This window comes from Micromonospora sp. NPDC049301 (assembly GCF_040678715.1).
Lineage (GTDB): Bacteria > Actinomycetota > Actinomycetes > Mycobacteriales > Micromonosporaceae > Micromonospora.
Genome location: NZ_JBFAQO010000005.1, coordinates 325,464 through 338,085, shown reverse-complemented (window position 1 = coordinate 338,085; position 12,622 = coordinate 325,464). Strand labels below are relative to the sequence as shown.

Sequence of the window (12,622 nt, the reverse complement as noted above, 5' to 3'; positions counted from 1 at the left end):
ATACAGCTAATTGGGGAGTCGGAGTGAATCGGCGTTCCGAACCGAACCGCAGTGCCATCTACGCCACCACACTGGTGGCCTTCCTCGCGATCGCCGGCATCGCCGTCGTCGACCCGATCCTGCCGGCCATCGGCGAGGCGATCGGCGTCACCGCCTGGCAGGTCGAGCTGCTGTTCACCGCGTACATCGCGGTGATGGCCGTCGGCATGATCCCGGCGACGCTGGCCAGCGGCCGGTTCGGCTTCAAGCCGGTGCTCATCACCGGCGTCTCCGTGGTCGGCCTGGCCGCGATCCTCGCCTCGTTCAGCGACAACATCGTGCAGCTGTCCGTGCTGCGCGGAGTCTGGGGCCTTGGCAACGCGATGTTCTTCGCCACCGCCATGGTGGTGCTGGTCAACCTGGCCGTCGACCGGGAATGGGTGGTCGGCCTCTTCGAGACGGCCCTCGGTCTCGGCTTCGCCGTCGGCCCGCTGATCGGTGGCCTGCTCGGCGAGGTCAGCTGGCGGCTGCCGTTCTTCGTCTGCGGCGTCTTCATGGTCCTCGCCCTCGGCGTGGCCTCCCGTAAACTCCGCGAACCCACCAACCGGCAGGCCCCGGTACGCGTCGGCCAGATCTTCGCCACCTACCGCCGTCCCGCGTTCATCGCGCTCTGCGTGGTGACCGCCGCGTACAACTTCGTCTTCTTCGTGGTGCTCGGCTACACGCCGCTCTTCCTCGGCCTGGACGTCATCCCGCTGGGGCTCGCGTTCACCGGCTGGGGACTCGGCCTGGCCGCCGGCATCATGGTGATCGGCCACCGGCTCGCCCACCGGATCGGCGCGGTGCAGACCGTCGGCGTGGCCATCGCCGGGCTGCTGGTCTGCATGGTCCTCTTCGCCACCTCGACCAGCACCACCGAGGCGCTCGTGGTGCTGGTGCTCGCCGGGCTCTGCATGGGTCTGGCCAACGCCAACCTCACCGACCTGGCGCTCGGCCTCGGCTCCAGCGACCGCCGGGTGGCCACCGGCGCGTTCAACCTGGTCCGCTGGGGCGCCGCCGCGCCCGCGCCGATCATCTCCGGCAAGCTCGCCGAGCACTCGCTGTCGCTGCCGTTCTGGGTCGGCTTCGGGGTGCTCGCCGTCGGGGTGCTCGTCTACCTGGCCTTCGCGCACGTGATGGCCGCCGGCTACGGCGAGCGGGTGCTCTGGTCCCGCTGGAACCGCGCCGCCGCCAACACCGAACACGCCCCCGAGGAGCCGGTCGGCGAGGCGTACTGACCCCCGCTGTCCCGCCCGCCCTGCCCCTGCCCCTGCCCCGCCCGCCCCTGCCCCGCCCGCCCCTGCCCCGCCCGACGCCCAAGATCCGCGCACTTTCAGGGAAAGTGCTGCCTCGACGCTCGTTGAGGCAGCACTTTCCCGGAAGTTGCGCGGATCTTGGGCGTCAGGTCAGGGCGCGCGAGAGCAGGTAGAGGCCGATCGTCGTGCCGAACACCACGATGATCGTCTTGAGCAGCACCGGCGGCAGCCGGCGGACCAGTCGGGCGCCGGCGTACCCGCCGATCAGCGTGGCCGGGGCGACCACCGCGACGGCCGCCCAGTTCACCGGCCCGAACAGGGCGAACACCACCAGCGTGGTGAAGCCCACCACCGCCGAGAGCAGGTTCTTGATCGCGCTCACCCGGGCCAGCGTCGCGTCCAGCACCAGCGCCAGCCCGGCGACGAGCATCACGCCGAGCGCCGCGCCGAAATACCCGCCGTACACCGCGCCGAGCGCGACCATCGTCTGCACCGCGACCGTCCGCTGGCGCGGCGACAGGTCCCGGGGGTGACCGACCAGCCGGCGCAGCGGGTCCTGGAGGGCGAGCACCGCGGTCGCGCCGAGGACCAGGAACGGTACGACCAGCTCGAACGCGCGGGCCGGGGTGGCCAGCAGCAGCAGCGCCCCGAGGATGGTGCCGACGATCGTGGTGGGCACCAGCGTGGCCAGCGCGCGACCGCGCGGGAGGTCCGCCCGGCTGCCCGCCACGCTGGCCAGGTACCCGGGGAACACCGCGACGGAGTTGCTGACGTTCGCCGGCACCGGGGGCAGCCCGACCGCGATCATCGCCGGAAAGGTGATCAAGGATCCACCACCGGCCACCGCGTTGACCGTGCCAGCGGCGAGACCGGCGGCGAGCAGCAGCGCGGCGTGGGAGAGATCCATAGCCCCCCGAGGCTAGTCGCCGCCCGCCCGGGCGGGTACGCCGGAGTCCTCACCCGGATGCCCCCTGGTTGGCCCTGACCTGCGCGATCTTGGCCAGGCGGGGCGGCAATAGTGGCGGGCCGCCCGTCGTTAGGATGAGAGCGCGACGGACGAGTCGACCGGGCGGTCGCGTCGGTGGGTTCCGGCCCACCGCCGAGGAACGTCCGGACTCCACAGGGCAGGGTGGTTGTTAACGGCAACCCGGGGTGACCCGCGGGACAGTGCCACAGAAAACAGACCGCCGACCCCATCGGGGACGGTAAGGGTGAAACGGTGGGGTAAGAGCCCACCAGCACCCCGGGTGACCGGGGTGGCTTGGTAAACCCCACCCGGAGCAAGGCCAAGCAAGGGCCGTCACCGCAAGATGACGACCCGGCGCAGACGCTTGAGGGCTGCCCGCCCGATGTCTGCGGGTAGGCCGCTGGAGCCTGCCGGCAACGGCAGGCCGAGATGGATGGCCGCCGCCGGCGCAACCCTTCGGGGTACGCGCCGCGCACAGAATCCGGCGTACAGGTCGACTCGTCCGTCGCCCATTAGGTCGCAGCTGCGGTCAAAGACGCCCTGACGCCCTGGAGACGCCCTGATCTTGGGAGCGCAGCCGCCCATGGAAAGCGCTGAGAATTGGCTGCCATGAAAAGGGCGGACGCGGCTCGCGTAGAACTGGCATTATCGAGACGCAGCAGTTGTGCGGCTTCCCGAACTGGGCGGTAAATTGACGCGATCACGCTCAATCATCTTCGTCCGGTGTGAGATCTTCTGGCCGATTCTCCGATGACACCACACGCTCGCCGACGGATTCCGGAATAGCAATGGGGAACTCCGACGGTTAATGGGCGAACAGGGTGGTGCGGGACGGGGGTCTTGTGACCGGCAAGGCGCAGGCGGCCGGCGCGGCGGCCAGGCCCGTACGAACCGCCGCGTGGTCGTGGTGGGCCGATCTGATCGCCTCGGCCGGTGCGGTCAGCGTGCTGATCGTCGTCGCGCTGTGGGTGCGGGGCGGCGGTGTGCAGGATCTTCGTGGCTGGGCGGCGGGCCTGACGTCGCTGGGCCGGTTGACCGGGCTTGTCGCGGCCGACCTGCTGCTCATCCAGGTGCTGTTGATGGCGCGCGTGCCGTGGATCGAGCGCACCTACGGACAGGACAGGCTGGCCCGTTGGCACCGCGTCGTCGGGTTCGTGTCCTTCAATCTGCTGCTCGTGCACATCGTGCTGATCACGGTCGGATACGCCGCGACGGACGGGGTCTCCGTGACAGGCGAGGCGTGGAGCCTCGTCACCACGTTCCCGGGGGTGCTGCTGGCGGTCGGCGGGGCAGCCGCCCTGACGATGGTCGTGCTCACTTCCCTGCGGGCCGCGCGGCGGCGGCTGCGCTACGAGTCGTGGCACCTGCTGCACCTGTACGCCTACCTCGGCGTCGGTTTGGCGCTGCCGCATCAACTCTGGACCGGGGCCGACTTCACCAGCTCCCGGGCCGCGACGCTGTACTGGTGGACCGTGTACGCCGCGTGCGCCGGCGCGGTGGTCGCCTTCCGGCTCGGGCTGCCGGCCTGGCGGACGCTGCGGCACCGACTCACGGTCTCCGCAGTCGTCCGGGAGGCTCCCGACGTTTACTCCATATACATGCGCGGACGCCATTTGGACCGATTGCCGGCACGCGCCGGGCAGTTCTTCCAGTGGCGTTTTCTCAGCGGCCCGGGTTGGAGTCGCGGCCATCCGTACTCAATGTCCGCGGTGCCGCGTGAGGACACGCTGCGGATCACGGTGCGATCCCGCGGCGAGGGCAGCGAGAAGGTGTCAGAGTTACGCCCGGGCACTCGTGTGCTGATTGAGGGGCCGTACGGCCGGCTGACCGCCGCCCGGCGCACGGCACCGCGGGTCACCATGATCGCGTCCGGGATCGGAATTACCCCGCTGCGGACGTTGTTGGAAGAGTTACCGTACGCGCCGGGCGAAGCCACGCTGCTGTACCGGGCGCGCTCGGCAGAAGACCTGGTGTTTCGCCAGGAACTGGAGCGCCTCGCGGCAGTCCGTGGCCTGCGCGTGGAGTACCTGTTGGGGCCGCGCGGCCGGGCGGGCTCGTGGTTGCCGGCCGGGTTCGCCGACGACGCGAAAGCCTTGCGTGAGCTTGTCCCGGACATCGAGCAGCACGACGTGTTCGTCTGCGGACCGGATGAGTGGATGCAATCGGTGGTCCGGGCGGCGCGGCAGGCAGGCGTGCCGGCGGAGCACATTCATCTTGAGCGCTTTACCTGGTAACGCCACCACCCACCCTCACAGGCACTCACAATCCTGAGGAGGACGACATGCGCAAGATCACTATGTGGTTCCTCGCCACGATCGCCCTGGTGGTACTTCTCTTCAGCTACCGGACATCGACCGGACTCGGTGGCTCGCCTTCGGCCGGGACCTTTGGCGGCGCAGGCGCGCCGGCCGTGGAGACCGGTGCAGCGGCGGACCCCAAGGCGTCACGGGGCACCGTCACCCGGTCCGGTTCCACCACCGTCGCCGACGGCCCAGTCGTGCAGACGAAGCGGGGGCCCGTCCAGGTGCAGGCCCACCTCAGCGGCGGCCGGATCACCGACATCACACCGGTGACGGTGCCGGACGAGAACAACCGCTCTCGCGACATCAACAAGCATGCGGTGCCGCAGTTGCGCGCGGAGGCGCTCGCCGCGCAGAACGCGCAGGTCGACGCGGTGTCCGGGGCGACGCTGACCAGCGAGGGCTACACGAAGTCGCTTCAGGCCGCGCTGGACGGCGCCCACTTCGAGGCCAAGCCGTGACCAGGCAGGCGTTCGTCGAGCAGATCATGGGTCTGCCCGTCAGCGTGCACGTGCGCGGTCCCGGTGCCGACTCCCCGGCGGCGGCAAACGCCGTCGCCGGGGCGTTCGCCGAATTGCGCGCGATGGACGCCGTCTTCAGCCCGTACCGCCCGGACAGCCGGCTGAGCGCGCTGAACCGGGGAGAGCCGGTACCCGATCCGTTGGTCGATGCCGTACTCGACCTGTGCGAGCAGGCTCGGCAGCGTACCGGCGGCTACTTCAACGCGTACCTTCCCGAACCCGGAGGTGGCACTCGCTTCGACCCGTCCGGCCTGGTCAAGGGCTGGGCCGTCGAGCGCGCCGCGGAGCACCTGGAGGGGTACGAGTTCTACCTGAATGCCGGTGGCGACATGACGGTACGCGGATCCTGGCGCGTGGGCGTGGAGGATCCGGCACGGCCCGATCAGCTCCTCACCACCATCGAGGTCGTCGACGAGGCCGTCGCGACCTCGGGCAGTGCACACCGCGGAGCGCACATCGTCGATCCGCACACCGGTGCCCCCGCCCGGGGCCTGCGCTCGGTCACCGTCACCGGCCCGTCCCTGACCTGGGCGGACGTGTACGCAACCGCGGCGGCTGCGCAGGGACCTCAGGCGGTGACATGGCTCGCCGCGCAACCCGGGTACGAGGCCCTGCTCGTCAGCGACGACGGCGCCCTACTGGCCACGCCCGGCTGGCCACTGCCCTCCTGATGCGGTGGCCGGTTCGCCGGCGAGGATGAACACGCCCGTCGTCGTCATCATCTCGCCCGTTCTGCCGGCTTTACCCATGCTTGAGACATTCCTGCCATGCGGCAGCGCTGGTGATTACTGAGGTGGGTGGGCTGGAATCCGGGGGACTGCTCGTATGGCCACGAGCGCGGGGTGCGGGGTTCTAGGCTCCGAGATATGGCGGCGGCGTGCCCATCGTGAGCTGGCACATCAGTCCGGGCAGTGCCTGAACCCCATGATTCCCCTCGTGAGGCGCGAACTCAGACAGAGAGGAAGCACGCATGGCTGTCAAGGCCAAGACGCGTCCAGGCACCACGGAGATCCGGCCGTTCTCGGTGGACATTCCCGATGCGGACCTCGATGACCTCCGGAGGCGCATCGCGGCCACCCGCTGGCCGGACAAGGAAACCGTCGACGACCAGTCGCAGGGCGTGCCACTGGCGACGATTCAGGCGGTCGCGCGCTATTGGGAGAAGGAGTACGACTGGCGCAAGATCGAGGCGCGGTTGAACGCCCTGCCGCAGTTCATGACCACCATCGACGGGGTGGACATCCACTTCATCCACGTTCGTTCGAAGCACGAGGACGCGTTGCCGCTCATCGTCACGCACGGGTGGCCCGGATCGGTGATCGAGCAGTTGAAGATCATCGAGCCGCTCACCGATCCCACGGCGCACGGTGCGAGCGCGTCGGACGCCTTTCACCTGGTGATCCCGTCGCTGCCCGGACATGGCTTCTCGGGCAAGCCGACGTCGCCGGGCTGGAGTCCGGAAAAGATCGCGGCTTCCTGGATCGAGCTGATGAAGCGTCTCGGCTACTCGCGGTTCGTCGCGCAGGGTGGCGACTGGGGTGCGGTCGTCGTGGACCAGATGGGGGTGCAGGCGCCGCCGGAACTGATCGGCATCCACACGAACATGGCTGGCGCGGTCCCGCCCGAGATCGACAACCTGTTCCAGGGCGACACCACCGGCGCGAACAACGCGATGGGTTCGCTGCCATCCAATCTGTCCGACGACGAAATGCGTGCGGCCAAGGAGCTGGACTACGTCTGGAAGCACGTCGCCTACGCCCTCATGATGGCGACGCGCCCGCAGACGCTGACCGGGTTGGCGGATTCTCCCGTCGGCCTGGCGGCCTTCCTGCTCGACCATGACGCGGCCAGTCTGGCGCTGATCTCACGTGTCTTCGCCGGGGGCACCGAGGGCCTCACCCGCGACGACGTTCTGGACAACATCTCGCTCTACTGGTTGACGAACACGGCGATCTCCGCGTCCCGTCTCTACGCGGAGAACAAGCTGTCCTTCTTCGCCGCCAAGGGCGTCTCCATTCCGGTCGCCGTGAGCGTCTTTCCCGACGAGCTCTACGAGGCCCCGCGGAGTTGGGCCGAGCAGGCGTATCCCAACCTCATCCACTACAACAAGCTCGACAAGGGTGGGCACTTCGCGGCCTGGGAACAGCCGAAGATCTTCACCGAAGAGCTCCGGACCGCCTTCCGGTCGCTTCGCTAGATGAGCGTGCTCGGCCGTCCGCACCTGCCCTCGTTCGGCGGGGCGACCGAGTGGCTCAACTCCGAGCCACTCGGCCCCGCCGAGCTGGACGGTCGCGTCGTCCTCGTGAACTTCTGGACGCTGACCTGCATCAACTGGCTGCGCCAGGAGCCGTACGTCCGCGCGTGGTCGCAGGGCTACCGCGACGACGGGCTGGTCGTCATCGGAGTCCACACGCCGGAGTTCACGTTCGAGCACGAGACCGACCAGGTGCGGCAGGCGCTCACGGCGCGTGGAATCGACTACCCCGTCGCGATCGACAACGACTACGGGGTCTGGCGCGCCTTCGACAACCACTACTGGCCGGCCCTCTACTTCGTCGACGCGGACGGTGTCATCAGGGACCAGTACTTCGGCGAGGGTCGCTACGAGAAATCCGAACGGGTCATCCAGCAGTTGCTCGGCATCGAGCGCGACCTCGTCCCCGTAGAAGGGCGCGGCGTGGAGGCGGAGGCCGACTGGGACCACCTGCGTACGCCCGAGACGTACCTCGGCTTCGAGCGCGGCGAACACTTCGCGTCGCCGAATGCCGCCGTGCTCGACGAACGCCGCGCCTACGAACCCCCCGAGACCCTGCGCCTCAACCAGTGGGCCCTCGCGGGGGAGTGGACGATCGACGCCGAGAAGACCGTGCTCGGCCGGGCCGGTGGGAGCATCGTCGTCCGGTTCCACGCCCGCGACGCGCATCTCGTGCTGTCGCCCGGAGCGCGCGAGCCGATCCCGTTCCTTGTACTCCTCGACGGCGAACCTCCCGGCCGGTCACACGGCGTCGACGTCGACGAGGACGGCAACGGCCTGCTCCAGGACGGCCGCCTCTACCAACTCGTACGCCAGCACGACGCGGTCCGCGAACGGACCCTGCAGATCACGTTCGGCGAGCCCGGCGCCGAGGCGTACGCCTTCACGTTCGGGTAGCGGGGCCGTCCGCGCGCCGCGCGGCCTGGATAGCATCGCTTGTTGTGACAGCACCTGAGATCACGGTCGCGACCCCGGCGGACCGTGACGCGGTGGTCGGCTCGTTGGTCGCCGCGTTCGGCAAGGATCCCGTCCTGCGGTACCTGTTCCCCGACGAGGAAACCTATCCCCGGTACGCCGCCGCCTTCTTCGGGCACCTCTTCGACAAGCGGGTACACCGGGAAACGATCTGGACGGTCGGGCGCGGTGCCTCGGTCGCCATCTGGGAACCCCCTGCCGCCGGCCACGGATCCCCCCAGAGCAGTCTCTCCGACGATCTCCCAACCGACGTGTGGGCCCGCGTCCAGGCCTACGACGAGGCCGTCCACGCCGCACTGCCGGCTGATCCGTTCTGGTACCTCGGCGTCCTGGGCACCCACCCGGACAGCGCCGGCCGTCGCTGGGGACGCGTGGTGATGGGGGCGGGACTGCGCCGCGCCGCCGTGGACGGCCTGCCGGCGGTCCTGGAAACCAGTAACCCCGGCAACGTCGAGCTGTACCGCCGCGCCGGCTGGGAAGTGACGGACTCCTTCTCGGAGCCCCTGCCCACCTGGATCATGCAACAGTCGACCCGCTGACTCGGGCGGCTCCGCGGTTGCCCGATGGTCGACGGGACCGGCACTAATCGTCGCCACGGACCGCTCCGTCCGGCGGTTCGACTACCGCTTCGACATCTCCTGACGCGGCAAAGATGCGCCCGTAGATGTCGTCGATGACAGAGTTTTTCGCCAGGCTGTAGTCGGCGGGCTGGTGCGCCGTGTCCCGCGCGAGACGTCGCTTGGTCGTGGCGTACAACTCCCGGTCGTCCGGATGCGAACGCAGCCAGTCGCGGAAGAGCCGGTGCCGGACAGGTTCGGGCGCACCCTGCGGCCAGACGTGCAGGTTGACGTCCTCGGCCGGGCTCACGAGCATCCGGTGTCCGTGCCACCACGGCTCGCGAAGGACGAGGCGGTACCCGATCCGTTCCAGGGCGGGGAGATAGCGGGACTCGTCCGCCGTGTCCTCGATGAGGAGGTCGATGTCGATGACGGGCTTGGCCGCCAGACCGGGCACCGACGTGGACCCGACGTGTTCCACACCGATGATCAGGCCACCCAGCGCCTCGGTCAGCAACGAGCGGGCGGCAACGAACCGGTCCACCCAGGCCGGGTCGTAGTCCTCGATGACGACCGACTGCCACGTCCGTGGTGGCTCCCCGACCAGGCCGGCGCCCACCTGCTCGGGCGTGCCGTGGAAGCGCTGCACGACGTCCTGCGGATACTCGGCCACGTAACCTCCCACGAATCAAAGTCCGCCAGAGTACGACACCGACGATCGGGCGGGACGCTAGAGCGGGGCGCGCCAGCGGAGTCGGCTGTCGCTGGGCGACGTCCGGCACACCATCAGCTTGCCGGAGCTGGTGCGACCGAGCGCGCCAGCTGGTTTGCAGAACGCCCCCGGGCGTACCCCGGTGCGGACGATCGGCTCCGGGGGCTTGGTGGTCCGCGGTGCGCTGGTGGTGCGTGTCGGCGTCGGCTTGGGGCTGCTCCGGGTCGGGGACGGCCTCGGGCCGGTCCGGCTGGGGCTCGGCTGCCGGGTCGGGCTCGCTGTGCGGGTCGGCTCGACAGGGCTCGGCGACGTGAGGTCCGGCTCGGTGGCCGACGGCGACTCCTGGACCGCCTGCCCAGGCGCGGTGGTGGCCGTCGCGGCGGGTCGATCATCGCCGGAGTCGGTCAGGGCGGCGACGACACCACTTCCGCAGCAGCAGAGGACGGCCAGGCCGAGAAATCCGATGAGGAGCTTCCGGCCCCGGCTGACGCCCTGACGGCCATGCGTCGGTGCGCCGTCCGCCCCGAGCACAGGTACCGCGGACGCCGGCTCGCCGTACGGTGGCAGCACCGGAAGCTGTTGGGTCGGTGGGTCCGAGGGCGGCTGCCGGGCCTGCTGCCACGGATCCTGCGGTGGGGGGTACGTCACCCGTGCGAGTCTGCCGCCCCGGGCCGGACGCTCATACCGGTCGATCAGCCGGTCCGTGTAGGGCCGTACCGGCGGGCACCGCTCCCCGGACCTCACCCGACCATCGCGGGCACCGGATGTCGGGTGCGGCACCTGCCCCGCCGCCTAGCGTGACTGCTCGAAAGGGAAGGAGGCCCGGGTGCTGGAGCGGCTCAACGAGGCCATGGCGCACATCGAGCGGCACCTCGACCAGCGGATCGAGGTGGCCGAGCTGGCGCGGATCGCGGTGACGTCGGAGTACCACTTCCGGCGGCTGTTCTCCGCGCTGGCCGGCATCCCGTTGTCGGAGTACATCCGGCGGCGTCGGCTCACCGTCGCCGGCGCGGACGTGTTGGCGGGGGAGCGGACGTTGCTCGACATCGCGGTGCACTACGGCTACGGCTCGGCCGAGGCGTTCGCCCGCGCGTTCCACGCCGTACACGGCGTGACGCCCGGCGAGGCCCGGCGTACGGGGGCGGCGCTGCGCGCCCAGCCCCGGATGTCCTTCCGTCTCACCGTCGAAGGGAGCGGCAGCATGGAGTACCGAATCGTCGGCAAGGAGGCGTTCACCCTGGTGGGGCGCAAGGCCCGGGTGCCGCTGGTGCATGAGGGGATGAACCCGGCGATCGTCGCGTTCATCCGGAGCATCGACCGGGAGACGGTCGGGCGGATCGAGGCGCTCTCCGACCAGGAGCCGGCCGGGATCGTCAACGTCAGCGACAACCTGGCCGGCAGCCGGGCGGAGGGCACCGAGCTGGACTACTGGCACGGGGTGGTCACCGGTGCCGCTCCGCCGGACGATCTGGACACGCTGCCGGTGCCCGCCGGAGCCTGGGCGGTCTTCACCACGTCCGGTGCGTTCCCGCAGGCGGTGCAGTACCTGTGGCGGGACGTCTTCACCCAGTGGTTCCCGTCCAACCCGTACCGCAGCCGGCCGGGCCCGGAGATCTCCCGGGTGCGGGTGTCCGCGGACGGCGGCCAGGCGGACGCGGAACTGTGGATCCCGGTCGAACGGATCCCCACCCCTATGTAGAGATCCGATACAGTGGCCGGGTGCGGATCACGATTCCGGTCGCGAAGGTGCTGGCGGCGCTGCTCGCCGAGCCCGGCGCGCAGCGGTACGGGCTGGACCTGATGCGGATGACCGGCCTGGCCAGCGGCACCCTCTATCCGGTGCTGCACCGGCTCAGGGAGGCGGGCTGGCTGGCCGCCGACTGGGAGGAGATCGATCCCGTCGCGGCCGGCCGGCCGGCCCGCCGCTACTACCGGCTCACCGCCGAAGGGGTGGCGGAGGCCCGCCGGGCGCTCGCCGACCTGCGCGCCGCGATCCCCGACGGTCGTCCGTCCTGGGGCGGCACCGGGCCCACCGGTGCGCCAGCATGGTGACCCGCCGCGCCGCCGCGCTGCTGCGCCGCCGCGCCGCCGCGCTGCTGCTGGAGATGGCCGCACGTCGCTGGCCGGCCGACATCCGCGACGACCTGCGCCGCGAGTGGACCGCCGAGTTGCACGTGCTCGCCGCGAGCGGTTGTCGACGCCTACCCGGGCGGCCCCGGCGCCGGCCCGGTTGTCGGTGCGATGCCACCGGACAACGTCGACCGGATCTCAGCCCATGCTCTACCTGGCGTGCATGCCGTACGCGCTCGCGTACACCATCCGGGCGGCGCGGTCGGCGCCCGCCGCGTCGGTCGCCCTCACGCCGACCCCGTCGGTCTGATCCGCGCGGTTCACTCGGGTACGTCGTCCCACGTCGTGCCCGGCGGCAGGTACCCGGCCGACTGGTTCTCGCGCAGCGCGTAGGCGATCACCAGCAGGGCGTGCTTGTCCAACTCGGGCAGGCGATCCAACGGGAACCACCGCACGGCCAGCGACTCGTCGTCGTTGACCCGGGCGGTGCCGGCCACCAACCGGCACAGGAAGCCCAGGTTCAGGTATTCGCAGCGGTCACCGTTGGGGTAGATGTGCGGGTGCGACACGGCGCTGGACAGCCAGACGGGCGCCACGTCCAGGCCCGTCTCCTCCTGCACCTCGCGGACCAGGGCGGTCGCCGGCTGCTCGCCCGGCTCGACGAATCCGCTGATCACCGACCAGCGCCCGTCGTCGGCGCGCTGGCCCAGCAGCAGCTCACCGGCATCGTTGCGGACCACCGCGCTGACGCTGGGCAACCACAGCAGCCCGTGACCGACGTGCTTGCGCATCCGCAGGATGTAGTCCGGTACCGCCATCGCGCGATCATAGGCCGCGACCCCACGGCCACCGCCGTCCCGCGCCGCCGCGTCCGGCGTCAGCCACACCATCCGGCGGTACGACGGAAGCCTCGCACTACCCCCCACCTGCGACTTCTTTCGGCGTTCCGGCCCGAGGCGGGAAAAGCGGCTCTACTGTGGAGAAGGCCGGCG

Annotated in this window: 12 protein-coding genes and 1 other RNA gene; 10 read left to right on the top strand and 3 right to left on the bottom strand. The window is 70.3% G+C overall.

What is annotated here, in order from left to right; genetic code table 11:
* Positions 1-23: 23 nt before the first annotated feature.
* Positions 24-1,256 carry an MFS transporter gene (locus tag AB0K07_RS17360; protein WP_363756147.1) on the top strand — a complete coding sequence of 411 codons (1,233 nt, stop codon included), beginning with the start codon at positions 24-26 and terminating at the stop codon, positions 1,254-1,256.
* A 163-nt stretch (positions 1,257-1,419) separates the two neighbouring features.
* Here the strand turns inward: AB0K07_RS17360 and AB0K07_RS17355 are convergent, their stop codons facing one another.
* Positions 1,420-2,181, bottom strand: a complete 762-nt coding sequence (locus tag AB0K07_RS17355) for a sulfite exporter TauE/SafE family protein (RefSeq protein ID WP_363756145.1) — start codon at positions 2,179-2,181, stop codon at positions 1,420-1,422.
* Between the two features lie 150 nt (positions 2,182-2,331).
* Here AB0K07_RS17355 and rnpB point away from each other — a divergent pair.
* The 7 genes from rnpB to AB0K07_RS17320 all read left to right on the top strand — a co-directional run bounded on the left by rnpB (position 2,332) and on the right by AB0K07_RS17320 (position 8,830).
* An RNA gene (gene rnpB / locus AB0K07_RS17350) (RNase P RNA component class A) lies at positions 2,332-2,746 on the top strand.
* A gap of 337 nt (positions 2,747-3,083) precedes the next feature.
* Positions 3,084-4,475 (top strand): ferric reductase-like transmembrane domain-containing protein, encoded by a 1,392-nt coding sequence (locus AB0K07_RS17345; RefSeq protein WP_363756143.1) that lies wholly within the window; start codon positions 3,084-3,086, stop codon positions 4,473-4,475.
* A gap of 62 nt (positions 4,476-4,537) precedes the next feature.
* Entirely contained in the window at positions 4,538-5,002 is a 465-nt protein-coding gene (locus AB0K07_RS17340; RefSeq protein WP_363756141.1) for an FMN-binding protein, read from the top strand.
* Positions 4,999-5,733, top strand: a complete 735-nt coding sequence (locus AB0K07_RS17335) for an FAD:protein FMN transferase (RefSeq protein WP_363756139.1) — start codon at positions 4,999-5,001, stop codon at positions 5,731-5,733. The genes AB0K07_RS17340 and AB0K07_RS17335 overlap by 4 nt, the downstream gene beginning before the upstream one ends.
* 299 nt (positions 5,734-6,032) lie before the next feature.
* Positions 6,033-7,259 (top strand): epoxide hydrolase family protein, encoded by a 1,227-nt coding sequence (locus AB0K07_RS17330; RefSeq protein ID WP_363756137.1) that lies wholly within the window; start codon positions 6,033-6,035, stop codon positions 7,257-7,259.
* On the top strand, positions 7,260-8,213 hold the full coding sequence (locus AB0K07_RS17325; protein WP_363756135.1) for a redoxin family protein: 954 nt from the start codon (positions 7,260-7,262) through the stop codon (positions 8,211-8,213).
* Between the two features lie 44 nt (positions 8,214-8,257).
* Positions 8,258-8,830 carry an N-acetyltransferase gene (locus tag AB0K07_RS17320; protein WP_363756133.1) on the top strand — a complete coding sequence of 191 codons (573 nt, stop codon included), beginning with the start codon at positions 8,258-8,260 and terminating at the stop codon, positions 8,828-8,830.
* A gap of 43 nt (positions 8,831-8,873) precedes the next feature.
* Here AB0K07_RS17320 and AB0K07_RS17315 read toward each other — a convergent pair whose 3' ends face one another.
* Positions 8,874-9,521: a GrpB family protein gene (locus AB0K07_RS17315; protein ID WP_363756131.1), complete on the bottom strand. Its 648-nt coding sequence runs from the start codon at positions 9,519-9,521 to the stop codon at positions 8,874-8,876.
* 865 nt (positions 9,522-10,386) lie between these two features.
* On the opposite strand from AB0K07_RS17315, the gene AB0K07_RS17310 reads away from it, so the two are divergent.
* The gene (locus tag AB0K07_RS17310) at positions 10,387-11,259 is read left to right on the top strand and encodes an AraC family transcriptional regulator (protein WP_363756129.1); all 873 of its coding nucleotides are present in this window, start codon (positions 10,387-10,389) and stop codon (positions 11,257-11,259) included.
* Positions 11,260-11,279: 20 nt separating this feature from the next.
* Positions 11,280-11,612: a PadR family transcriptional regulator gene (locus tag AB0K07_RS17305; protein WP_363756127.1), complete on the top strand. Its 333-nt coding sequence runs from the start codon at positions 11,280-11,282 to the stop codon at positions 11,610-11,612.
* Positions 11,613-11,950: 338 nt separating this feature from the next.
* Here AB0K07_RS17305 and AB0K07_RS17300 read toward each other — a convergent pair whose 3' ends face one another.
* A complete protein-coding gene (locus AB0K07_RS17300; RefSeq protein ID WP_363756125.1) occupies positions 11,951-12,448 on the bottom strand; it encodes an NUDIX domain-containing protein in 498 nt (165 codons plus the stop codon).
* Positions 12,449-12,622: the final 174 nt, after the last annotated feature.